Here is a 23,602-nt window from a genome sequence, read left to right on the forward strand (position 1 = left end):
CATCCATTTAAGTATTTCCTGAAATGAAAATTTCCTACAATTGGCTCAAAAATTACATCGATCTCGACGAGGTCGCACATTCACCCGAAGTGCTCGCTGAGGCGCTGCCGCTACTTGGTTTCGATATCGAAGAATACGAAAAGCTCGGCCCGCCGCAGTTTAACAACGTCGTCGTCGGTCAAGTCCTCGAATATGGTCAACACCCTGACGCAGATCGCCTGCGTTGCTGTAAGGTGAGCACCGGAAACGAAGGCGAAGTCCACGATATCGTTTGTGGTGCTAAGAACTTCGAGCAAGGCGACAAAGTGATGGTTGCACTGCCGGGTGCCGTGCTTCCTGGTAACTTTAAAATCAAGGCCAGCAAGCTGCGTGGTCAGCCATCCGCTGGCATGATGTGTTCCGCAAAGGAGCTGCAAATCGGTCAAGACCACGATGGTATCATGATTCTGGATGGCGACGTCGCGCTCGGCACCGCCGTCAACGATCTCTACACAGATGGTGACACTGTCTTCAATCTTGAGATTACACCCAACCGTGTCGACGTGCTCAGTCACATCGGTGTCGCTCGCGAGCTTTCCGCTCGTTTCGGCCTCGCGGTGAAATACCCTGAAGTCAAAGCGAGCACAGCGAGTGACAGCTCTGGGGAACCGCTCATCTCTGGCGTCGAAGTCAGCGCACCAGAAGTCTGCCCGCACTACACCGCGACTTGCATTAAAGGCGTGAAAGTCGGCCCTAGTCCGAAGTGGCTGAAAGAAGCCATTGAGGCGACCGGTCAACGCTCGATCAATAACGTGGTCGATGTAACGAATTACGTGCTGCACGAAACTTGCCAACCGCTGCACGCATTCGACGCTGCCAAGATCAAAGGCGACAAACTCGTCGTTCGCATGGCCGCTGAAGGTGAAAAGCTCACCACGCTCGACGAAAAGGAACGCACATTGACAGCTGACATGGCGGTCATCGCCGATGCGGAACGCGCGCTAGTCGTTGCCGGTGTTATGGGATCGCTCGATGCCGAGGTGGAAGACTCCACGACGGATATCGTGCTCGAAGCCGCCTATTTCGATCCGTCTTCCGTCCGTGCGACTGCGCGTCAGTTGACGCTTTCCACCGATAGCTCGTATCGCTTTGAGCGTGGCGTCGACCCGCAAGGCGTCGAGTATGCCGCGCTCCGTGCGATTGACCTGATTCTCGAAGTCGCAGGTGGCACGGTCGATGGGCCTATGATCGTCGAAGGTCAGTTTGTTGAGACTATCAGCGAAGTGCAAATCAAGCCTGACAATATCCGTAAGTTCATCGGTTTTGATATCAGCGATGAGGAAATTCAAGCGGCCCTCGAATCTCTAGAAATGAGCGTCTCTGTGCACGACGAATCTGACGGTTCTAAGCGCTGGGAAGTTTCGATCCCATCCTTCCGTGGAGATCTTCAACGCGATGTTGATTTGATCGAGGAAGTCGTGCGCATCTACGGCACCGATAAGATTCCAGAATCGTCTGTGGTTGCACGTGGTATTAGCACGACAGATCATCGTATCTACACGGTGAATGACGCTGTCGCGGATTATCTGACCGGTGAAAATTTCGACGAAGCTTACCTGTATTCGCTACGTGATCCTGACGAAACAAAGTTCTTCTTCGGTGAAGAGGGCTTCAAAGTGCTCGCATTGGACAACCCATTGCAGAGTGACCAAAGTCACCTCCGCCCATCGCTGATTCCAGGCTTGGTGGATGTGCTGAAGCTCAACAACGCGCGCGGCACGGGTGCCACTCGTTTCTTCGAGCGTGGTCATGTTTATCGCGAGGTGAAGGGTGAGATGGTTGAGTTGATTTCCGTCGGTTTTGTGATTCTTGCCGATCAAGTGAGTCGCGAATGGCGTCAGCGTGAAGTCGCAGATTTCTACACTGCACGCACACTTGCTGGCAACGTGCTCGATATCGCTGGCACTGCCGCGAGCAAGCTGAACTTCAAGCCAATTGATGACTGCAAACTCTGGCAGGGCGGACAATCCGCTTACGCAGGGGAGTTTGCTAAGATGGGCTTCGAATGCACCGCCGGTCTACTCAATGTTGCCACGTTGAAAGAACGTTGGGGCATCGATCAACCTGTCATTGCAGGTTCAATCTTGATGACTCCGAAATTCTTCGAGCGTAAAGCGAAGCGTGGTCGTCACACCGGTATCAGCAATCAGCCAGCATCTGCTAAGGATCTCGCGCTCATCGTTGACCAGTCAGTGCTTGCTGGCACAGTCGAAAACGATGTCGCTAAATTCGCCAAGAAAGCCACTCAAGGATTCGCTTGCGAAAGCGTCCGCGTCTTTGATGTCTATGAAGGTGAAGGTCTCCCTGAAGGTAAGAAGAGCCTCGCGGTGAGCATGAGCTTCCGCGCTGCTGATCGCACTTTGAAGGATAAGGAAGTGAACACCGCGTTCGAAGGTATCCAGAAGCTGATCAGCGATAAGACTGACTACCAAATCCGTAAGTAGCACTAGATTTTGAACTCACAACCCCGTCAGTAATGGCGGGGTTGTTTTTTGTAAGAAACTATCGATGGGGGTTGCGTGTGTTCCGCGCGTCTCGTTTGTCGACTGCCATCAGTATGAGTTATTTTTCAGGTCGTTGGATTCGCTTACTGTTCGATTCCGAGGTATTCAGGAAGCCGAGCATTAAAGGCATCGATTTGATCCTTAGTCATACAGGGGATTACGTTTTCTGGTATCCAGATCGTCTGGCCTTCAACCAAGTCAATGTCAGGTGTCATCTTTTTTCGGATAGATGACAAACATTCGAAGCAAGCAGAGGATGATCAATACGATTAAAAGTCCTGTAACATACAGCCAGTATAGGGCTGATTTTTGATACACCTCCAGGTATCCCTGTTCGAGGGGTGTCGCGGTTAGCCAACCATAGTAAAGAGTGCAATATACGCTCCAAAATAGTCCAAGCAGAAAGAAGCAAATCGCTATGAAATATTTAGTCATTCTTCTTTCTGTAGCTCGTCTGCTAGGTTTTGTAGTAGTGGTTTCTTTTTAACTACGAAATATGCCAAATGCACGAAAGCTCAAAGTCCTGCACCTTTTCTGTTTTAGCGTGTTTCGGTTTTTTTCGTAGTTATCAAAATTCATTTACTACAGGTTGAAGTGTGGCACGAAGGGAATGGAGCAGCGCGACTGGATCTGCGCTTCATTGTGGAGATTAGGGGATGAATGCAGATCGCGGGAAGCGGAAAACCATACAGTCGGATCGAAGTAACTCATCCACGAATTCTGAAACACTGTCTACTGATAATGCTCCAAGGTCTCGTTCTGGTATATTCGTCTCACCCTTAGCCACGACCAAGATGACCTCATCAACTCCGTTATCTCCTTCAATAAAAAATAGACTTGATGCTCCGAAACCTCGAACGCCACTGGTCGGGCTGCTCTTACGTTTTGAGACAAAAAGATCTCCTTCCTTGGTTTCGCTTAGTTTGAACGTCACCATTCTTGGAATTGCTGCTGACCGTGCGTATGAACCAAAGATTTGAATGTCGAAATTAAGAGTTATCTCGGAAGTGTCTTTTGTGCTACCTTTTGATTCCAAACGACCATCAACTTTGACGTCATCCCCGTAGAATTGGAAGAAGGTATTTGATCCAAGTATCGTGCCCGTCGGCAGGAGTAGGGACAGTAGGCAAAGCAGAGTAAATGAGGATGTTTTCTTGCAGGTCATTTTTTTATTTTCTCTGTAGATCGTCGGGAGCTCACGAAGTGAGGCACGAATGGAATGGAGCAGCTCGACTGGATGTAGTTCTAGTCTGGTCAAATGGTGTCAGTTGGTCGAGTGCCTTTTCTTCCATGTGTATGGTTCTTTTTTAACTACGAAATATGCCAAATGCACGAAAGCTCAAAGTCCTGCACCTTTTCAGTTTCAGCGTATTTCGAGTTTTTCGTAGTTATCCTGTTTTCTATTAGTGGTTTGTGGCTTTTGGTATACTCACGCGCATCAAGTCTTGTGATTTTTGAAATCGAAGCATCTGGCGTAGGGGTGCTGCTTGCCGTTTCGACAGGCTCAAGGCCCTGAGCTTGTCAAAGGGCGGCACCCGCGAAGGCAGCTAAAGTTTTACAACTTCCGATGCGTGTGGCCTTTGCGTGGTCTTCGCCAATTCGACAGAGCTCATGGTCGGGGACAAGCAAAGCCCCTACAGCAAGATCGCCGAATAGCATGAATGCGCTTTTCACAAATCATGATGCGCGCGAGTATAGTATATTTTTTTCTCGGTGTTCGAATGATTTGTGTCAAAATATCTCCGAACACGCGCGCGCGGTTCTGGTCACCTTAGGCTCCTAGGTCGGCTGAGACGCTCGATGAATCTTCGGGCTACGGCTTTGGTTCGGTGGACAGACAAAATGTCTGTATCACTTTCCTTAAAATCAGCGTTTATCTGCGTGCTTCCTTCTGGAAAGAATCCCGCGATGGCCTCGAAAGGCTTGAAGTCTCGGGTGAGATCGGCAGAAAGCAGGGATGGCCATCGTCTGGAGTCAAACTATCGAAACGAATCACTATGAAGTGCGCTCTGCTGGAGCGACGCTTCGCCTCTATCGGAATGGTGTGAACCATTCTCAATGGAATCCGAATCGGCCGCTCTCTGGTTGTATCTGGGATCTGATTGCATTGCCTGCACTCTACCGTCCCAAGGGCAGTATTGAGAGCGTGTTGATGCTCGGGTTTGGAGCGGGCACGGTGGCGCGTAAGCTACGCGAGCTTGTAGCGCCTGAGCGCATTGTTGGTATTGATATTGATCCAGTTCATTTGAGCATTGCTGACGGCTTTTTTGACTGCACGGAGGGGTGTGAGTTGGTCGCGGCTGACGCAGTCGAATGGGTGCGCGAGGAATCCTCAGAGCCTGATGCGGCCACGTTTGATATGATTATTGACGACCTCTATGCGGAGGAAGAAGAGATGGCGGTGCGTTGTGCGCCGCTCGATTTGGAGTGGTGTCAGTATTTAGCGAAGCTGGTAAAGCCCGGTGGGCTACTTGTGTTTAATATGATCGAGCCACGCAAGGTGCCGCATCTGCCGCCGTTGACTGATGCGTCCCTGCAACAGCAGTTCCCTTACACAAAAGTGTTCAGTATGGAGGGCTACGAAAATCGAATCGTGGCATGCAGTGGCAGTCCCCTTGATGAGGACGTGTTTCAGGAGCAACTCAGCGAAATCTACAAACGCTACCCACGCTGCCGCGGCGTGCAGAAACGCTACATTTCGTCGAAGCCGAGTGCGAAGTAAGAGTTTTCAGGAATCGCTCAACGATAAGGGTAGGGGTAGCCCATCGTGTGCGGGTCGTATTCCGGAACCACTATGTCGTAGTGCTCTTGTAGGAATGTGACGAGGTCCGTCATTTGCTGCACTGTCATCATCTGCTTGTAGTCTGGCATCAGGGTGTTGCCATCGGGATCGACATACTGCGGGTCGTTTTGCAGGATACCCGCGTTTGGGTGAATGATGGCCGTTACAAGTTGCCCGTAGGTCTTCGCCTTTGGCTGTGCGCCGCCTAGTTGGATGATTCGCTCAGGTTGCATAATCCCAGTTGCAGTGAACGACACGCCATCGACTTGATGGCAACTAATGCATCCGAGCGCAGCGAATGTGGTTTGTCCTGCCATGGCGTCTCCAGGTGGCAATATGAATCCGGCTGGTGAGTTTTCCTTTGGTGGGGTGCATGATGCAATCAGTAGGCCACAGAATAGTGTGATTCCACTGATGAGGGCTGTTATTCCTAATTGTGATGGATGTGTGTGTGTCATTGTCTACCTCCTTGTGTTTAATGTGTGAGGTTTGGCAGGAAACGCAACTTGAGTGGAAATCTTGATCGGATTTATCATTGACCCGAAACGGTGCTTTGTCCGATACATGGCGCATGGATATTGAAACACCTGCCGACGTAAATGCCATCCCTGCGGATGCTCAAGTAACAGCAACAGGCCTCGCCTCGAAAGTGCTCCAAGCGGGCACGGGCGCTGAGTCACCTGCGGCTGCCGATACCGTGACGGTTCACTACAGTGGTTGGACGACTGACGGTAAGCTCTTCGACAGCTCTGTGAAGCGCGATCAGACTGCAAGTTTTCCGCTGAATCGCGTGATCAAGGGATGGACTGAAGGCCTCCAACTCATGGTAGTGGGCGAGAAGCGCCGCTTCTGGATTCCTGCAGAGCTTGCCTATGGTGAGAATGCCGGTGGCGGTCGCCCAAGTGGTTTATTGGTATTCGAAGTGGAGCTTTTTGATATTAAAAAAGCCCCTGAGCCACCGAAGACTCCAGAAGATGTCGCAGGTGTTCCAGACAATGCTGAGGTGAGCGAGAGTGGCCTCGCTTCGCGTGTATTGAGCGCTGGCACTGGCACTGAGCATCCGACGAAGCAGAGCATGGTCACTGTGCATTACAGTGGTTGGACGCTCGATGGTCAGCTGTTCGATAGCTCGGTGGAACGCGGTGAGCCAGCAACGTTTGGTTTGTTTCAGGTGATTGCAGGTTGGACCGAAGGGGTGCAGTTGATGGTGGCAGGCGAGAAGCGTCGTTTCTGGATTCCCGGCAAACTCGCTTATGGTGACAATCCACAAAATGGCGCGCCCGGCGGTATGTTGGTGTTTGACGTCGAGTTGCTGAAAGTCGGTCAGTAGGGGATTGACTTCGCACAGCTTTTTCAAAACTACAGCCTCCGGAAACGGAGGCTTTTTTTGGATCTCTGTCGCAGGATCGGTTGTAGCGATGCGACGCCAGTCGCGTCTGTTTTTGACGAGCGATGTAGCAGTGGTTCGACCGTCCCATTTTCTTTGACGATGAACCGTTTTTTTTATGTGAAGAACGCTTGAGTTTGATGATAGGATCCTGAGACTGCGTGTATGATTAAACGAAGCCTTAAATTGTCTCTAATTGCCCTGTCACTCATTTCTCTGGCTGCATGTAGCAGTAGCAAGAAATCGATCCCTGAAGCAGCTCAAGCTGATAGCAGCGCGGCAGCTGCCCTTGGCGGTGCGGAGCGGACCATTCCGGTGGCGGATGCGAAGGACGCGCCGAACGCAATCCCAGCTACGGGGATGCCAGCAAAGTCTGCTCAGATAACTCAGGAAGCCATTGTCGATGCGATTCCCGCAACAGTAGTGCCAGACCAAGAGCCGTTGCGCGTGAGAGACATTGATATCGTAATGCACACCTCAGAGGGAGATATCGAAGCGACTTTGTTTGCGACCAAAACCCCGGTGACTGTCGCCAACTTTCTGAACCTTACAAAGCGTGGTTATTACGACGGGCTGACCTTTCACCGTGTGATTCCAAATTTCATGATTCAAGGCGGCGATCCAACTGGAACGGGGCGTGGTGGTCCAGGGTATCAGTTTGAGGACGAGATTCACCCAGCGCTGCGTCATACCCGTGCGGGCCTTTTTTCGATGGCAAACGCAGGGCCACGCACCAATGGCAGCCAGTTCTTTGTGACGCATAATGCGACGCCTTGGCTGGACGGAAAGCACACGGTATTCGGTAAAGTCAACAAGGGGCAAAAAGTCGTCGATGCGATCCAGAAGGGGGCAACGATCAACAGTATCGATGTGTTAGACTCTACCGACGCGCTCTTTATCGAACAGAAGCAACGCATCGACCAATGGAATGCTGCGTTGACTGCGCAGGGACTGTAGGCCTGTGCGACCAACGTAGGGGCTTTGCTTGTCCTAGACCATGAGCTTGTCGAATTGGCGAAGCCCGCGCAAAGGCCATGTGCACTAAAGTTGTAGAGCCTCAACTGCCTTCGCGGGTGCCGCCCTTCGACCAGCTCTGGGCCTTGGCCTGTCGAAACGGCAAGCAGCACCCCTACGGAAGCTTCTTCGATTTAACAAATCACAATTTGTCAGACACGGCAGAAGATCGTATGTGAACCTCGGTTCAGTGCTATCCTTACCTTCACTATACGACTTTCTCAGCGCATTGGCTAACTCCTAGCTCCTGACTACTTCTTCTAGCATGATGACCTTTACTCAGCCTTTGTATGAACGTATTGGCGGGCGCCCCGCGCTGCTCAAGTTACTGCGGCACTTCTATGCCGATGTGCGGCAACATGAAGCGATCGCGCCGATTTTTGCGGCAAAGGTTGAGGATTGGCCTGCACATTTAGAGAAGATCGCCGACTTTTGGTCGGGCTTGATCGGAGGGCCTGCGTTATACCGCGGTGGCATGCCGTGGAAGCATGTGCCGCTTAAATTGGAAGAACGGCATTTTCAGGCGTGGCTAGGGCTGTGGGCGCGTAATTGTGAGGCGCAGCTTGAGCCGACTGAAGCGGCGGAGATGGTCGCCGTGGCCGAGAAGATTGGGCAGCGCTTGCGGGCGATCATTGCGAACCATTCGGCTCCAGGCCTGATGCCGTAGTGGTGACTCACGAATGTTGTGATGCTACGTTGACGCGCGCCTCAGGTGTGAAGTAATTTTTCCGACATGGAATTAAGCACGAAATACGCAGCCGTTGTTAAACTGATCGATCAGGCGAATGCCGGAGACCCGACTTTGATTGATTATAAAGGCGAGCGTCAGCCTAAAGAGCTGCTCTATGCATCGCGTCATCTGGCGTGGGTCTTGAATTTGCAGCCTGATGCTTCGGAGCTATTATGCATTGCGGCGCAGACGCAGCATATTTGCCGCTGGGAGAGCCCGCGTTCGGATTATCCGATGAACCGTGCGGGATATTTGAAGTGGCGTGAAGATCTGAAGCGTTTCCATGCGCAGCGTGCGGGTGAGTTGATGGCAGAGGTCGGCTACAGTGCGGATGCGATCGAGCGCGTGCAGTCGCTCAATCTAAAGAAGCAGTTGAAGGCTGATCCCGAGTGCCAAACGCTGGAAGATGCACTGTGCCTGGCTTTCCTAGAACTCGGATTCGATGATTTGATTGCCAAGTATGAGGACGAGAAAATCCTGAGTATCGTGCAAAAGACCGCAGCTAAAATGAGTGAAGCGGGTCGTGCGCAGATCAGCACGATCCCATTCTCAGAGGCAGGGCAACGTATCTTGGCGATGCTTTAAAAGAGAAGTTAGGAGTTAGGAGTTAGGAGTTAGGGTTCGTCTTTGGTCGTGACGTGCTTAGAGCTTCGTCTGTTGCCGCCTACCGAGCGCAGCGACACTTTATTATACCCTTGGGTGAAACCGAAGGATCTGGCGTAGGGGTGCTGCTTGCCGTTTCGACAGGCTCAAGGCCCAGAGCTTGTCGAAGGGCGGCACCCGCGAAGGCAGCTAAAGTTTTACAACTCCCTATGCGTGTGGGCTTTGCGCGGTCTTCGCAAGCAAAGCCCCTACAGCAAGATCGCCGAATAGCATGAATGCGCTTTTCACAAATCATGATGCGTGTGAGTATAGGCAAAGACGTCATCAAACACTGATGTTCAGCTCCTAACTTCTAACTTCTGTCTTCTAACTCCTCTTTAAGCGTCTAGATGTGAGTCGATACGTTCGACCTGCACGCTCACTGCGAGTCCGCTGCGATCCCCGCCGAAGTAGCCACCGATGACGGGTGCGACTGCATGGTAATCGCGACCGACGGCAAGTTTGATATAGGTTTCGTCGACGATCTTATTGTTCGTAGGATCTAGGCCAATCCACCCTACGGGTGGAATGTAAACTTCGACCCATGCGTGCGAGGCGGCTGCCCCGCGTAGGCTGTGGTCGTGTGTGGCATCGAAAAAATAGCCGCTCACATAACGAGTCGGGATGTGTATGGAGCGACACAATGCAGCCATCGCATGCGCAAAGTCCTGACAGACCCCAGTCTGATTTTCTATGATCTCATTTGTGTGCGTGTGCACCGTGGTCGCGTTGGGATCGTAATCGTAGTGCTCGAAAATGTGCGCCATCATGGCGTAGCAAGTTTGAAAGACGTCGGTCGAGTCGTCCTGTATGTCGAGTGCCTGTTTCCAGATCGTTGGTGTGATTTCTACGAAATCGCTGTTTTGCAGGAATGGGTGACAGGCTTCAAGCGCAGTGCAGTGCTTGAGCTCTTTATGATGAAAGCCATAGGGCAGATTGTTTAGATCGACCAGTGACTTTGTTTTTACGGTGGAGCGGCTATCGATCGTTAATCGGTTGTGCGGTCGCGGAATCTCGAAGTGATGGACGCGATTGGTGTTCAGATCTAAGTAGTTTCTGAGTCGAGTCGCAGGGAGCACACTGATGTAGCTGTTGATACATGTTTGTGACTCGGTGTTAGGTGGCGTTAGTCTTAGTTCGTTGCAATTGTGAGAGACTGCTCTGGTATAGAGGTATTCGGTCCGATGGTGGACTTTGAGCTGCATTATCCGGTCTATTTACTACTACTGCTGCTGTTGTTGCTGCTGAATCTGCCATTGAGGACTGTTATAGGTCGGCAGGCTACTGATCTCTTGTGGCAGTAAAATATAGGTTTCGAATACTTGTCGTCCGATGCGGTTAAACTGTGTTTGTAGTTGGTCGATGTATGTGTGGTAGCCTGCGTCTAAGACGTCTTGGATGCTGGAGAAGTTGAGTTGGGCGAGTGCGCTGCCGTTGATGCGTTCGGCTTCGTTGGAGAAACTGCCACTCTGTGTGCCAGAGATAGCGTGCAACTGTGTGTCGATTTGGCGTAAGCAGAAGCGCACCGAGCGTGGGAAGGATGGCGAAAAGAGCAGGAATGACATAACATTCTCTAAGGTGACTTCGCCCGGGTTTTCCGCGCGGAAGGCCGAGAATGCAGAGCAGGAGCGCAGTGCGGATGCGAGTTTGCCACGGTCGGGTGCGTTTTCAAAGGCCAGCATGTCGAGCACGCGGGTGGTCTTGTCGGCGCGTTCTAGGTAGCGGCCTGTTTCCATGAAGTGCCAACCTTCGTCGTGTAGAATGGTCGCATTGATGAGTCCAGAAAAGAGCATGCAGGCCTTAATTGTTCTGCGGTAGAACGATTCGGGGCGTTCTTCCCATAGTCGCTCAGCTTCTGCGGACTGCATGAAGAGGTGGAAGCTGTTGAGCTCTAGCCACATTTCTTCCGAGATCTGATCACGCACCATGCGAGCATTCTCGCGGGCGTGGGCGATGCATTGGCGGATAGAGTCCTGCGGGCCAGTGGAGAAGGTGATAAACCAACTCACGTCGATATCGTCCTCCTCTTCGGCTTTTGCAGTTTCGTATGCTTCTTGTGAGCAGGTCGCATAGAGCAGAGGACGCCAAGTCGAGTCGTCGTCTTTCGCGCTGGAGATCGTATCCAATGCATCATAGCGATTGACGTCGACTAGGCGGGTTAAGTTTTCGGCTCGTTCTAGATAACGACTGAGCCAGTAAAGACTGTTGGCAACGCGTGAAAGCATGATGTGTGAGTGACTGTTAAACTGTGGGGTTATTTATAGAGCACCCATGTGTCTTTACTACCGCCACCTTGGGAGGAGTTAACGACGAGGGAGCCTTTGTTGAGCGCAACGCGAGTGAGCCCACCTGGGATGATTTCGATTTTGTCGCCATATAAGATGAAGGGGCGCAGGTCGATGTGTCGGCCTTCGATCGTGTTTTCATTGCAAATGGTCGGATGGCGCGAGAGCGATACCACAGGTTGCGCGATATAATTGCGCGGGTTTTCTTTGATCTTGGTCGTAAACTCGGCGCGCTCTTTGGCGGTCGATGTTGGCCCCATTAGCATCCCATAACCACCAGATTCGTTGGCGGCTTTGACGACGAGTTTTTCTAAGTTATCCAGAATGTATTTTCGATCGTCGTCGCGCCAAGCCAAGTAGGTCGGCACGCTTTCGAGAATCGGATCTTGATCGAGATAATATTTGATCATGTCCGGCACGTAGGCGTAGGTCACTTTGTCATCTGCGACTCCGGTTCCCACCGCATTGGCTAATGCGACATTGCCGCGTAAATAGGCTTCCATTAGGCCGGGCACGCCGAGCATCGAGTCTTCGCGGAAAACACGTGGGTCGAGGAAGTCGTCGTCTAAGCGGCGATAAATGACATCGACCTGAACAAGTCCCTTCGTGGTGCGCATAAAGACGTAGCCGTTGAGGACGATCAAGTCGCGGCCTTCGACGATTTCAATGCCCATCTTACGAGCGAGGAAGGTGTGTTCAAAATAAGCGCTGTTATAGACTCCTGGCGTCAGAAGCACACAGACTGGCTTGTGGCCTTCGCGCGGTGATAGGTATTCTAAAGTCTTGAGTAGCGTCTCTGGGTAGTTGTCGACCGGGCGCACTCCACATTCGCGGTAGAGGCTCGGGAAGGCGCGTTTCATCGCCTCGCGGTTTTCGAGTAGATACGACACACCTGAAGGGCAGCGTCCGTTGTCTTCCAGCACGAGGTATTTGCCCTGGTCGTCACGGATTAGATCGGTGCCGCAAATTTGTAGGTAGATGTCTTTGGGCACATCCACATTGCACATCTCGGGGCGGTAGTGTGAGGCACCTTTAACGACGGACTCTGGGATGATGCCGTCTTTAACGATTTGAGCATCGTGATAGATGTCGTGCAGGAACAGATTGAGCGCGATGATGCGCTGTGTGAGACCTTGTTCGATCGTCTGCCATTCTGTATTCGGGATGATGCGTGGAATCAGGTCGAAGGGAAAGATACGCTCGGTTCCCTTGTCATCACCATACACGGTAAAGGTGATCCCTTGCTCTAGGAATCCATCATTCACTAAGCGCTGCTTCTCATTCATCTCTTCGTCGCTGATGCGTGAGTAGCGTTCGTGGAGTGCGGCGTAATGCGGGAAATGGCCATCCTTGCCGTTTCCGAACATTTCGTCAAAAAACGATTCTTTTTGGTAACTAGTAAACATTATATTTAATTTAGCACACGCTATGCCAATCGCGTGTGAGGGCTCAGATTTTGGGAGAGTCGGTCATACGCGTGACGGTGACTTCCATGCTTAGGAGCTCGGCTGGTGCGCCGAATTGGGTATAAATGGCGACATCTGCAGCATCGCGGCCATAGGCGATGGCAATGCGACCGCCGGATGCGTCGTTTTGAGTTGGATCAAAGGTATACCAGCGTCCCCCTACGTAGGCTTCAAACCAAGCATGGAGATCCATCGGTTCGAGTGATTCGAGATAACCGACCACCATGCGTGCGGGGATGGAAAGTGCTCGGCAGCAAGCGATGCCGATGTGTGCCATGTCGCGGCATACGGCGTGCGAGCGTTGGTTGGCTTCTGCTGCGCTGATGATGTCATTGCCCAGGCCTGGCGCATAGATCGTGGTGTTACGGATGTAGTCGACAATCGCGGAGCATTGATCGTAGCCGGGCGTTGCATCGGCGGTTATTTCATAGACGAGTTGTGTGAAACGGTCGGACTCGCAGTAGCGGCTCGGGAGTAGGAAGGGGAGTGTGTCGTTGGGTAGATTTTGGACTTCGATAAAGTCGGCACCGGGTGCGGTGTCGGAGCCGTCAGCGACTTCGACATCGACGGCTGTCTGAATTTTAAAGTGACCTGCTGGAGTTACGATGCGTTGGCACAGGTTGCCATAGGGGTCCGTGAATTCCACGACGGGCACGCTCGGGGTGAGCACATATTGCTCGCGTCCGATCCATTGCTGTAAACCACTGCGAGGACGCAGCATTAGCAGAAAGGGTGTCTCTTCTGGGATGTATAATTCTAGCTGACTAGTTGCGTGTAGCCACATATGGGAGGTTGTCGGTCAAAGGAATTGAGAGAGGAGTATTAGTTGCCTGCGACGACCGAGAGCTAATCTGATGCCAATGAGAAGGCGAGCACGGATTTTAATCTGTGTAGTCACGCGTATCATGATTTGTGAAAAGTGACGCGGCACATGCGGATCTGCTGAATGTGGGTTGCTTGGGGAGGGACGGCCTCCGCGCTTGCCGCGTGCTACGCTGCCTTCAGCAGATCCTCAGCGCAGAACCAGCTCACCTGCACACAGCAAGACGAGGCGGAGTTCGTCTCTCCCAAGGTTTGAGTTGAAAAATCACAATTCTTAATGCGCGGTTATCTCTATCAGGCAAGGAACTCGACTACGCTTTTCACAAATCATGCTCTGCGTCGGTTTTTGAGTTTGTTGCAAAATTGTTTTGAATGCGCAGCAGAGACTGCCATTGATCGCTGGTTATGGAGCGACCTTCCAATGAGACAGTAGTGAACCATTTCCCAGACTACACTGGGGGAGTGGGCGAAGCTGTGTTTCATCCGGATGGTTCGCCGCGCTCGCACTATGCGCCAGTGGTGGATGTGTTGAATGCGTGCCCGCGTAGTAACCTCAGCTTGCGGCAGAAGCGTCTCAATCATGTGGTGGATGAGTTGGGGCTACAGTTTTCGGATATCGCGAAAGGAAACAAGCCGACCAATCCATGGCGCTTAGATCTGTTTCCTCTGGTGATTCCTGCGGATGAGTGGAAGCGTATTTCGGCTGGTATTGTGCAGCGTGCTCTGGCGTTTAATGCCTATGCCGCCGATATGTATGGTGAGCAGAAGATTTTGCGCCAGCGAGTGATTCCGCATGAATTAGCGCTGCGTGACCCTGCGTTGTTGCGCCAATTGAGTGGGATCGAAGTGCCTGGTGGCGAGTATTCTCAGTTTGGTGCGTTTGATTTAGTCGATGCGGGTGGGGGCAATTGGCAGGTCAGCGAGCATCACATGGGCACGCCGTTCGGTATTTCGCATGTGCTGCAGAATCGCCGTGTCCTCTCGGAGGTCTTTCCTGAGCTGTATGAGCCTGTGGATGTGGCTCCGGTTGCCGGCTTTAGCACTTATTTATTGGAAATGCTGCGTGCGCAATCGCATCTGAAGAATCCGCATGTGTTGCTATTAACCAGCGGACAATCAGGGCAGGCCTATTTTGAAGAGGCGTTTATCGCACGTCACATGGGTATCTCGATTGCGCAGCCGCGCGATTTGCTGGTGCGGGAGAGTCGTGTCTTTTTGAAGACCATTCGTGGCTTGGAGCCAGTGGATGTGATTTATCGTCGAGTCGAGAGCTCTTCACTGGATCCGATTGCGGTGCCAAATGGTTTTGGGCTCGGTGTGCCTGGCTTGATCAATGTGATGCGCAAGGGAAATGTGGCGATTGTCAATGCGCCTGGCGCGGGGGTTACGGATAATCGTGCCTTGTTGCGTTATTCGGATCGCATCATTCAGCACTACTTGCGGGAGGAGCCGATCCTGAAATCCGTTGAGACTTATCATATGGATGATGTCGATCAGCGTGATCACGTTTTGGATCATACCAACGATATTGTTATCAAACCGGTGCAGGATCACGATGTCTTGTGGCAACGTTGTGGCGGGAGTCGGCCTTCCGAGAGTGCGGCTTCCATTGCTCGTATTGCCCGTAAGTATCCAGAGTATTTTGTGGGGCAGGTCTTGCCTGATTCGGCTGCGGTTCCAAGCTTTAAAGACGGACGGTTTTCGCCGCGCGGTATCCAACTGCGCGCCTTCTTTATTTTAGGAACGGAACCGATCGTGCTGCCTGGGGGGATGGCGCGGCAGACTGGGGCGATGCACCGCACGCGGCGTTTGTCGATTATCACCAATGGCTTAAAGGACGTGTGGGTGGCGGATGATTTGGTGGAAGAATCGGCGCCGAAACGTCGACCGATGGCGAGTGGCGCGCGTTCTTCGATTAGTAGTCGTGTGGCAGAGTCGCTCTATTGGGTCGGGCGTTACATCGAGCGTGCGGAGAATACGGCGCGTCAATTTAACACTTTGGAGCAATTGCGTTGGGATCAAATGGCGCATGCCGAGAAGCGGACGTATTGGCCTTTATTGCAAGCAGTGGCAGCTGCTACTGGGCAAACTGAAGTGGCGAAGCTGAAGCGGCCGCCGCGCGATACGTTCGACCTGTCGCGTAGTCTGCTCTTGGATGAGAGTAAAGGGGCCTCTGTTCGTGCATGCATCGGTTACGCGCGTAATGGATTGGAGAATGTGCGTGAAACGATCAGTCCCGAGTGTTGGGAAGTGATCGAAGAGATGGTGCTTTATTTGCGCCAGCACTCCAAAGGTCCCGCGACGCGCTCGGTGTTGCGTGAGTTGAGCGAGAAGATCGTCAGTGAAGTGGCGCGCTTTAATGGCACGGCTGAGCGGACGCTGTCGCATGATGATGCGTGGCAGTTTTACCGGATTGGAGGCTTTTTTGAGCGCACCATCGGCACGCTTTCCTTGTTGGAAGTCGCGTTGCCGCGGATCGTTAAGACGTATTGTGCCAAGGATCAAGAGAGTGCTGATCTGACTGCATTACTACGTTTGTTGGGTTCGCTAGATGCGTATCGCCGTGAGTTTCGCTCGCGTGCGTATGTGGATCGTGTCGCTCGTTTGATCATTCTTGGTAAGAGTAATCCTAGCTCGGTGACATTCTGCCTCAATAATTTGCACTATGCGATCGGCACGCTTTCGATCAGTGGTGAGCGGAAAATGGGGCTTAGTATAAAAGTGGCAATTTCCAGTTTGATTGAGACACTGGATGATTTCTCGATCACGCAGAGCGAGGACTTGCACGAGGATCTTTGGGAGGAAGTCAGTGGGGTGAATTCTGTGCCACTGATTGCGCCGGAAACGATCGAACAAGAGCTGAGTGATATGACTCAGCAAGTTGAGGCGTTGCATAAAAAAATAGAAGATGTCTTCTTTAGTCACCAGAATGTGTTCGCGAAGGAGCTGACCTTGTTTGATTGAGCTCAACTGGCTGAACTATCTGTTTTTTTACTTTAAAATGTATGTTGGCCTCATAGTTGCTATTCTGTTGATGCACCCCGTTCATTTACGTTTACAGACTCATTCCTTGTGACAGAGGGTGTTCTTTTTTGTTACTCCGCTATGCGCTTTCGCGTTTCCCATACCACGCAGTATAAATACTCACAACCGGCTTCCGAGTCGTTTGCGGAATTGCGTGTCTGGCCGCAGTCAAATGCGTCTCAACAGGTATTGAAGCGCGAGCTGATCGTAAAGCCAGATACCGTGATCGATCACTATGTCGATTATTTTGGCAATAATGTAGAGTTCTTTTCGATTCCCTATCGCCATGGTGAATTAACTGTGACCTCGGTCGCTGAAGTCGAAACCTGTGTCGTCAATCCACCGGCCGTTGTGCTGGAGACTCAAGTCGGGGAGGCTAGGCAGATTTTTAATAGTGCGCAGTATCAGCATTATGAGTTTTTACAGCCCAGTAGCCTAGTGCCGCTGAACCAGCATCAATCGATCCGGAAGCGTTTTTTTAAGCAGGCGGATGAAATCGGGAAGGCCTTGTTGGAACTAAATAGCTGGATCTTTAAAAGTTTCGAGTATGAGTCGGGCGTGACGGATATTAGCACGCCGATTTCGCAGGTAGTGAAAGAGCGACGCGGCGTGTGTCAGGATTTTGCCCATTTGATGTTGGCGATCTTACGCAGCAATGGCATCCCCGCACGGTATGTGAGTGGCTATATCGAAGCATTTGACCCAGATCTTGTCGACCCCGAGATGATCGGAGCCGCAGCGAGTCATGCGTGGGTCGAGGTCTATTTGCCCGGTGGCACTTGGTGGGGCTTAGACCCAACGAATAATCAAACTGCGGGCGAGCGCCACGTCGTCGTAGCGGTGGGGCGTGATTATAATGATGTCGCTCCGATGCGCGGCACCTACAAGGGCGCGAATGACCAAAAATTGAATGTGATGGTCGAGCTGAAGCGTAAGCCATCGGAGACTGTAAGTGTATGAAAGTAGCGATCAAGCATCTGACTCGGCATCGCTATGACGGCGCGGTTAATTTCGGCCCGCATGCATTATATTTGCGTCCTTTAGATAGTCATCGTCGACATGTGGGGAGCTTTGAAGTGCAGACGGTTCCCGAGTCGACTCAACGTTGGGTGCGTGACGTGTATGGCAATGTCCTGTTGGTTTGTAATTTTGGTCTGACCGAGTCGACTGTGTTGGAGTTTGTCACGCGTATGGAAGTGACGCTGACGGACGATAATCCGTTTGATTTTATATTAGAATCGTATGCGACGGGGTATCCCTTCGCTTACAATGAGTCGGATGCGCGCGCCTTATCTCCCTTTATGGGTAGCAGTGGCCGCACGCGTGGAGCCGTGGGTGTGATTGATTGGATCGCTTCGGGTGCGAAGCTGCCCGATGCGCATACGGATGTTGTGCAGTTTCTGTCGGATTTGAATTGTGCGGTGAGGCGTGATATCAGCTATGTGCGCCGCGACGAAGAAGGTATTCAAACTCCGGATACAACTTTGGAACTGCGGACTGGATCGTGCCGCGATATGGCGGTGTTATTTATATCGGCGGTGCGGAAACTTGGTTTTGCAGCGCGCTTTGTGAGCGGTTATTTATTTGATCCAGAAGTCGGAGAGGGCGAACACGCCTTTAATCGAGCAGTGGGATCAATGCATGCCTGGGCGGAAGTCTATTTGCCCGGTGCTGGGTGGAAGGGCTTTGATCCGACCAATGGTATCTTAGCCAATAGTTATTTCATCCCTTCGGCTGTATCGCATGAGCCCGCTACAATTGATCCGATTCAAGGGAAATATTTTTCAGACCTGCCAATTACATCGACCATGGAGGTCGAACTAGAGATCGAGGAAATCAATGATGCCTAATAACCGCGAAGCGATTGTAAACTGTGCCGAAAGTGTCGAAGCCTATTTGGATTCGAAAGAGATAGCTTTAACTATGGGGGGCGAACCGACCTTTATCGTCGCACAGCCAGATACGCCAGAGTGGAGTGTGGCAGCGATGGGGCCGGAGAAGTTGGGCTATGCACGTCGTATGACGGCGAACCTGATCGAGAAGGTTTATCCAGGTGCCTTGGCGATGCAGATATTCGGCAAATGGTATCCGGGTGAGCCTTTGCCGCGCTGGAATTTCATGACGTTGTATGATGCCAAGGAACCGTTGTGGCTGGAGACCGAGCGCTTGTTGTTTGATGATGTGGCTGGTTCGAATGTTGCTGAAAATGGTAATGCATTGATGCAAGCCTTGGCTGCCAAGCTAGAGTTGCAGCAGTTTGTTTTGCCCGCAGTCGAAGAGCATGAGGGGACGGTCGGTTGGGTTTTACCGCTCAATTTTGTAGAAGGAGTATGGGCTGCCGCCACATGGCCATTCTGCGCTGAAGATCCAGTCGAATTATTTGCAGGCGATAGTCCGGTGGGTTTACGATTGCCGTTGGATGAATTGCCAGAGGATGTCTCGCGTAGTGCGTTGACGATCGAAGTCCGTGACGGGGCGATTGAAATTTTCATTCCACCTTTGGAGTGGCCTGGTTTTCGTGAATTGATCGGCTTACTGCGTGGTATCGTGGTGGATTTGGATTTGAAGGACATCGTCATTTGCGGATATGGCCCGAGTGAGACCGAGGGTGCGTTGACGACTTTGGGCTTGGCGGCGGATCCTGGAGTGTTGGAGGTGAATTTGCCACCGACGGCGACGTGGGTGGAGTATGATCAAGTGCTGCAGCAATGCGCGACCGCGGCTGCTAAGGTGAAGTTGCAGCTGACGAAATTTCAGTTGAATGGCGCTATTTATGGCACTGGCGGCGGATCGCATCTCGCCTTTGGTGGTCCGGATGAAGCGCGTAATCCATTTTTAGTCGATCCGAAGCGTATCGCTTCGCTGCTGCGTTATTGGCAGCATCACCCTGCGCTATCTTACTTTTTCACGGGGCAGCATGTAGGACCAGGCAGTCAGGCGCCACGAGTCGATGAGGGGCCGCGCCATGGACTCTACGAGTTGGAGGTCGCCTGTGAGGGGCTGGAAAATATGCAGGGCTTGGTGGATGGGCCGCTGATTGATCAGTTCTTTAAGAATTTGTTGACCGACTCTTCTGGTAATACGCACCGTGCCGAGTTGTGCTTTGATAAATTCCACAATTTGGCGGCTCCCAATGGTTGTTTGGGGATTGTTGAGTTTCGTGCGTTTGAGACGTATGCAAGCGCAGATACCATGTCGGTGGTGGCACTCTTTGTGCGCACGATTTTGACGCGTTTGTTTAAGGCGCCTTTTAAGGAAGAGTTGATACGCTTTGGTCCGCAGTTACATGATCGCTATTTCTTGCCTGCCTTTTTGTGGGAAGATGTGCAGGCGATTTGTGCGGATTTGCAATCGCATGGGTTCCCGTTCGATGCCGAGTGGTTGCGACCTGTATTTGAATTTCGTTGCCCGACGGTTGGCACTTTAGAAGTCGCAGGCGGAAGCGTGGATGTGCGTCAGGCGTTTGAGTCGTGGCCCTTGATGGCTGAAGAGGCGCAAGGGAGCTCGACAGTGCGTGTGGTGGATAACTCCAGTGACCGTTTACAGTTAACCTTGTCTGACGGGAAGCTGCTGGAAAAAGGCATGCTGCTCGTCAATGGCGTGGAAGTGCCGTTTGAGGAAGTCGACGGTCGTATGATTTGTGGTCTGCGTTACAAGAGCGCGAGTGCGTATCCTGCGCTACATCCGCACGTGCCGATTCAGTCGCCCTTGTGGATCGAGTGGGTGGATCGTCAGAGTGGACAGACGACGCATGCGGCGCGGTATCACTATTGGAATCCCAACTCGCTGGTTTACGATGGTCGCCCGCAGACGGTGCGTGCCGCAGAGGAGCGTCGCGAAGAGCGTTGGTTACCAGCGGATGATTTAATTGGAAATCAACCGGATGCGCTCAAAGCGAAGTTGGCACCTGAGTATAAGTATACGCTCGATCTCCGCCGTCAGTTGCGAGTGTAACGGGAGGCGATAGGAGACGTTGTCGTCATCCGTTCTTAATCTTACTCCTAATCTTTACGTTCGATCAGGACTCGTCCCAGGAGGATTAAGATTATGAGTAAGATTACGATTATGACGTAGCAGTTCGTGTAGGGGCTCTGCTTGTCGGAGCCCGCGAATGTTTTTCGGGATTTGGAAAGTTCGAACGGCGTTCGTGGTATCACGGTTCGCGCGAGGAGACTGTCTCACAAATAGAAATCCTATTGCATATGTTGGTTACTCGGGGAGGGACGGCCTCCGCGCCGTCCGCCGAGCACCAGCACCGAACCAAAGCACTCAAGCACAGCACCAGCACACCGCAAGACGAGGCGGAGCTCATCCCTCCCCAATGGGTTGAGCTAGAAATTACAATTCTTGATGCGCGCCAGTATGACAGCCACGCCAGCAATTTACTAGGCCTGTGGCATTTGTGAGACAGTCTCCTTGCGCGCGCCCCCTACGGGTTGCTGGTCCGCGCCTGGTAGGATTGCCAATTTTGCCAAGCGAACAAGGCCATGAAGATCGGCAGTAGGAACGTATTCAGATAAAGGTAGGATGCGATGCCGATGGTTACGGCGACCACGGCGCTGATCAGGTGCACGAAGTGTGAGCGTTTCGGGCCAAGCACTGCGGCCATCATTTGACCGCCGTCCATTGGGTAGACGGGTAGGCAATTGAGCACTGCCCAGATGATGCTGATGCTGACGAGGTCGAAGAGGAGCGCTTTGAGTAGTGAGGCATCTGGAATCGGCACCATTTGGTAGACGATAAAGAGGATGATGCCTAATGCGAATTGCAATGCTGGCCCGGCTGCGGTGACGAGGAAGGACTGCTTCCTGTTGAGTTGCCCCGCAGGGAAGGAGGCATAGCCTCCGAATGCTTGCAGTGTGATCGCAGTGGGCAGCCCGAACTTACGCACTGTCAGTGCGTGGCCGAGTTCGTGCACCAGAATGGAGATGAGCCCGGCGAGGATAAACACGAGCACCAGTAGGATACTGAGTGAATCATTCGCGCCTAAACCACCGCCGATGAGTGCCATGGTGATCCAGAACCACGGTAAGATACGAACGGGGATGCCAAATAGATTGAAGGAGATCATTTTTTGTGGAAAAGCTGAAAGCTGAGATTTTGAAACGCTGAAACTGGTGGCTATTTGTTATCTGCCTGCGCGATTTCAATGCCTTCTTCGGTGATGAGGATTTTGCGCTGTTTGTAGAGGACGCCGATGCCTTGCTTGAAGGCCTTTTTACTCGTGTCGAAAGTCTCGCGGATCGACTCGGGTGTGCTCTTGTCGTTGAAGGGCATCTTGCCGCCAGCGGCTTCGAGTTTCTGCATGATTTGCTCGCTGACGGTTTCTGCGCGCTTAAAGCCGGACGGGTCGCGGCGCAGGTCAATGTTGCCATTGGCATGCACCTTTTTGATGTAGCCGGTAAACTGGTCGCCTGCTTCTAGCTTGTCGGAGGTCTCTGCGTAGTAGAGTAATGCGCGATATCGCTTATCGACGATGGCTTTGAAGCCTAGAGGCGACTCGCCGTAGATCAATACGTGCACGGGTGCGCCAGGTTCGTAGTCGGCCTTTTCTTCGGGCATGTGACGGTGCAGGCGGGTGGATGCGACGATGCGGTTCGTATATTCGTCCACATAGACGGCGACGATGGCGCCATCACCGACGGTAAAGGAGATGTCGCCTTGTTCGCGAAAGGGTAGAAAGAGGTCTTTGCTGAGTCCCCAGTCGAGGAAGGCACCGACGCGTTCGTTGACGCTGATTACTTCGAGGTAGGCAAACTCGCCGGCTTGGGCGAGCGGTGTCTCAGTCGTGGCGACGAGTCGGTCTTCGGAGTCGTTGTAGATGAAGACTTCGACATCATCGCCGATCTTCATGTCGGGTGTGACATAGCGATTGGGTAGGAGGATGCTGTCGTGTTCGCCGCCGTCGAGATAGAGCCCGTGGTCGGAGGGTTCGACGATGCGAAGGGTGTTAAATTTGCCGATGTGTGCCATATGTGTTTGCGGATCGTTAACTTCAAATATCATCTAGTCGATGCTGATATGACTGTTAAATCTCCAAAGTTTGCGTTGTGTGTGTGTCAGATGTTCGCGATGTGCCTCCTTCTGGGTGGGTGTGGGCCCCGTTATGGCATTAAAAATCATCGAGCTTACGGTTCGGCAGATACTTGGGATGCATTTGAGTATCCGTCTTTGAGAATGGAGCAGGGTGAGTTGATTCGTGGAGTGACTCCTGCTAAAGGACCACTTTTTGGTGGCTATTGGTTGGGGATTTATGTGGAGAATCCTGAGGTTGCCCGTCATTTGCCCAGAGAGGGTGACTTTTTGAATGGCACCGATATTGAGGCAGTGGCCGAGGGGCGAACCAAGGCTTACTATCTGAATGCCGTTCATCTAATCGGTGAAGGGCCTTTGGATGCTTTTTATACTGACGATGCCGATTGGTTTTGGATCGAGGTGGTAAAGCCAAGTCTTGAGCCTTGAGCCGACGGTTGCGCTGTTATTGCTGCAGTCGAAGCGATTTCCCCTCGCTGGCTTGTGGTGAAACGCGACAAGATGCCGCTGCTACTTAAATGAGTAGGGTTGTTCGGGTGAATCTTCGTTAATTGCGAGGCGATCTTTAGTAATCGGTCGTGTAATGAGAATCGATGTTTTGTCGTCGGCCTTGCCAAAATAGGTGACTTGCCCGAGCCATGGGCTCTTCTTTAGTCTAAAACTGTAGCCTTTGCCTTCAAGGTCTTTGCCTAAGGCGTTCATCTTTCGGATGTCACCACCGTCATCAAATTTGAGAATCAAGTAGCCGTGCTCACCTTTGTCTTCGTCGAGGATGCAGTCGACATTGGGTGTGTGCTTCTGGATTAAGACCAATGCTTTGGCGGCTTTCTCGAGATGGTGACGTAGGATCCTAGGTTTCATATCATGGGAAGTA

Annotated in this window: 22 protein-coding genes; 12 read left to right on the top strand and 10 right to left on the bottom strand. The window is 52.1% G+C overall.

From position 1 onward, the window contains the following. Window positions 1-23 precede the first annotated feature (23 nt). The gene (gene pheT / locus GZZ87_RS10630; protein ID WP_162026710.1) at window positions 24-2,483 is read left to right on the top strand and encodes a phenylalanine--tRNA ligase subunit beta; all 2,460 of its coding nucleotides are present in this window, start codon (window positions 24-26) and stop codon (window positions 2,481-2,483) included. A 143-nt stretch (window positions 2,484-2,626) separates the two neighbouring features. On the opposite strand, the gene GZZ87_RS19900 is transcribed toward pheT, so the two are convergent. Together GZZ87_RS19900 and GZZ87_RS10635 are read right to left on the bottom strand one after the other, a co-directional pair. After that, window positions 2,627-2,758, bottom strand: a complete 132-nt coding sequence (locus GZZ87_RS19900) for a hypothetical protein (RefSeq protein ID WP_280178258.1) — start codon at window positions 2,756-2,758, stop codon at window positions 2,627-2,629. Window positions 2,759-3,192: 434 nt separating this feature from the next. Beyond that, on the bottom strand, window positions 3,193-3,708 hold the full coding sequence (locus GZZ87_RS10635; protein ID WP_162026711.1) for a hypothetical protein: 516 nt from the start codon (window positions 3,706-3,708) through the stop codon (window positions 3,193-3,195). 792 nt (window positions 3,709-4,500) lie between these two features. On the opposite strand from GZZ87_RS10635, the gene GZZ87_RS10640 reads away from it, so the two are divergent. Further along, window positions 4,501-5,265: a class I SAM-dependent methyltransferase gene (locus tag GZZ87_RS10640; RefSeq protein WP_162026712.1), complete on the top strand. Its 765-nt coding sequence runs from the start codon at window positions 4,501-4,503 to the stop codon at window positions 5,263-5,265. A 17-nt stretch (window positions 5,266-5,282) separates the two neighbouring features. Here GZZ87_RS10640 and GZZ87_RS10645 read toward each other — a convergent pair whose 3' ends face one another. Then, the gene (locus GZZ87_RS10645; RefSeq protein ID WP_162026713.1) at window positions 5,283-5,642 is read right to left on the bottom strand and encodes a cytochrome c; all 360 of its coding nucleotides are present in this window, start codon (window positions 5,640-5,642) and stop codon (window positions 5,283-5,285) included. A 254-nt stretch (window positions 5,643-5,896) separates the two neighbouring features. Here GZZ87_RS10645 and GZZ87_RS10650 point away from each other — a divergent pair, with 254 nt between their 5' ends. The 4 genes from GZZ87_RS10650 (at window position 5,897) to GZZ87_RS10665 (ending at window position 9,041) form a co-directional block, all read left to right on the top strand. Then, window positions 5,897-6,655, top strand: a complete 759-nt coding sequence (locus tag GZZ87_RS10650; protein WP_162026714.1) for an FKBP-type peptidyl-prolyl cis-trans isomerase — start codon at window positions 5,897-5,899, stop codon at window positions 6,653-6,655. Between the two features lie 525 nt (window positions 6,656-7,180). Then, window positions 7,181-7,669, top strand: coding sequence for a peptidylprolyl isomerase (locus tag GZZ87_RS10655; RefSeq protein ID WP_162026806.1), 489 nt, complete (start codon window positions 7,181-7,183; stop codon window positions 7,667-7,669). Between the two features lie 322 nt (window positions 7,670-7,991). Beyond that, window positions 7,992-8,393: a group III truncated hemoglobin gene (locus GZZ87_RS10660; protein WP_162026715.1), complete on the top strand. Its 402-nt coding sequence runs from the start codon at window positions 7,992-7,994 to the stop codon at window positions 8,391-8,393. Window positions 8,394-8,459: 66 nt separating this feature from the next. Continuing rightward, complete coding sequence (locus GZZ87_RS10665) at window positions 8,460-9,041, top strand: DUF4202 domain-containing protein (protein ID WP_162026716.1); 582 nt, start codon at window positions 8,460-8,462, stop codon at window positions 9,039-9,041. Window positions 9,042-9,436: 395 nt separating this feature from the next. Here GZZ87_RS10665 and GZZ87_RS10670 read toward each other — a convergent pair whose 3' ends face one another. Genes GZZ87_RS10670 through GZZ87_RS10685 form a run of 4 tightly spaced genes read right to left on the bottom strand, consistent with a single transcriptional unit; the run spans window position 9,437 to window position 13,633 of the window. Further along, window positions 9,437-10,303: a transglutaminase family protein gene (locus tag GZZ87_RS10670; RefSeq protein WP_162026717.1), complete on the bottom strand. Its 867-nt coding sequence runs from the start codon at window positions 10,301-10,303 to the stop codon at window positions 9,437-9,439. An 18-nt stretch (window positions 10,304-10,321) separates the two neighbouring features. Beyond that, window positions 10,322-11,323, bottom strand: a complete 1,002-nt coding sequence (locus tag GZZ87_RS10675) for an alpha-E domain-containing protein (protein WP_162026718.1) — start codon at window positions 11,321-11,323, stop codon at window positions 10,322-10,324. A 29-nt stretch (window positions 11,324-11,352) separates the two neighbouring features. Next, window positions 11,353-12,789, bottom strand: a complete 1,437-nt coding sequence (locus GZZ87_RS10680; protein ID WP_162026719.1) for a circularly permuted type 2 ATP-grasp protein — start codon at window positions 12,787-12,789, stop codon at window positions 11,353-11,355. Between the two features lie 43 nt (window positions 12,790-12,832). Further along, window positions 12,833-13,633, bottom strand: a complete 801-nt coding sequence (locus GZZ87_RS10685; protein ID WP_162026720.1) for a transglutaminase family protein — start codon at window positions 13,631-13,633, stop codon at window positions 12,833-12,835. 470 nt (window positions 13,634-14,103) lie between these two features. On the opposite strand from GZZ87_RS10685, the gene GZZ87_RS10690 reads away from it, so the two are divergent. The 5 genes from GZZ87_RS10690 (at window position 14,104) to GZZ87_RS10710 (ending at window position 21,101) form a co-directional block, all read left to right on the top strand. Then, window positions 14,104-16,635 carry a circularly permuted type 2 ATP-grasp protein gene (locus GZZ87_RS10690; RefSeq protein ID WP_162026721.1) on the top strand — a complete coding sequence of 844 codons (2,532 nt, stop codon included), beginning with the start codon at window positions 14,104-14,106 and terminating at the stop codon, window positions 16,633-16,635. 141 nt (window positions 16,636-16,776) lie between these two features. After that, window positions 16,777-17,655 carry a transglutaminase family protein gene (locus tag GZZ87_RS10695; protein WP_162026722.1) on the top strand — a complete coding sequence of 293 codons (879 nt, stop codon included), beginning with the start codon at window positions 16,777-16,779 and terminating at the stop codon, window positions 17,653-17,655. After that, complete coding sequence (locus tag GZZ87_RS10700) at window positions 17,652-18,545, top strand: transglutaminase family protein (protein ID WP_162026723.1); 894 nt, start codon at window positions 17,652-17,654, stop codon at window positions 18,543-18,545. Before GZZ87_RS10695 ends, GZZ87_RS10700 begins: the two co-directional genes overlap by 4 nt. Next, window positions 18,535-20,649: a transglutaminase family protein gene (locus GZZ87_RS10705; protein ID WP_162026724.1), complete on the top strand. Its 2,115-nt coding sequence runs from the start codon at window positions 18,535-18,537 to the stop codon at window positions 20,647-20,649. The genes GZZ87_RS10700 and GZZ87_RS10705 overlap by 11 nt, the downstream gene beginning before the upstream one ends. A gap of 248 nt (window positions 20,650-20,897) precedes the next feature. Further along, window positions 20,898-21,101 (top strand): hypothetical protein, encoded by a 204-nt coding sequence (locus GZZ87_RS10710; RefSeq protein WP_162026725.1) that lies wholly within the window; start codon window positions 20,898-20,900, stop codon window positions 21,099-21,101. Between the two features lie 23 nt (window positions 21,102-21,124). Here GZZ87_RS10710 and GZZ87_RS10715 read toward each other — a convergent pair whose 3' ends face one another. Next, the gene (locus GZZ87_RS10715) at window positions 21,125-21,766 is read right to left on the bottom strand and encodes a site-2 protease family protein (protein WP_162026726.1); all 642 of its coding nucleotides are present in this window, start codon (window positions 21,764-21,766) and stop codon (window positions 21,125-21,127) included. 50 nt (window positions 21,767-21,816) lie between these two features. Next, on the bottom strand, window positions 21,817-22,701 hold the full coding sequence (locus tag GZZ87_RS10720) for a S1-like domain-containing RNA-binding protein (RefSeq protein WP_244654000.1): 885 nt from the start codon (window positions 22,699-22,701) through the stop codon (window positions 21,817-21,819). Window positions 22,702-22,716: 15 nt separating this feature from the next. On the opposite strand from GZZ87_RS10720, the gene GZZ87_RS10725 reads away from it, so the two are divergent. Beyond that, entirely contained in the window at window positions 22,717-23,157 is a 441-nt protein-coding gene (locus GZZ87_RS10725) for a hypothetical protein (protein ID WP_162026727.1), read from the top strand. Between the two features lie 81 nt (window positions 23,158-23,238). On the opposite strand, the gene GZZ87_RS10730 is transcribed toward GZZ87_RS10725, so the two are convergent. Further along, a complete protein-coding gene (locus tag GZZ87_RS10730; protein WP_162026728.1) occupies window positions 23,239-23,589 on the bottom strand; it encodes a hypothetical protein in 351 nt (116 codons plus the stop codon). Window positions 23,590-23,602: the final 13 nt, after the last annotated feature.

Origin of the sequence: Lentimonas sp. CC4, assembly GCF_902728235.1 — a bacterium.
Classification (GTDB): domain Bacteria; phylum Verrucomicrobiota; class Verrucomicrobiia; order Opitutales; family Coraliomargaritaceae; genus Lentimonas.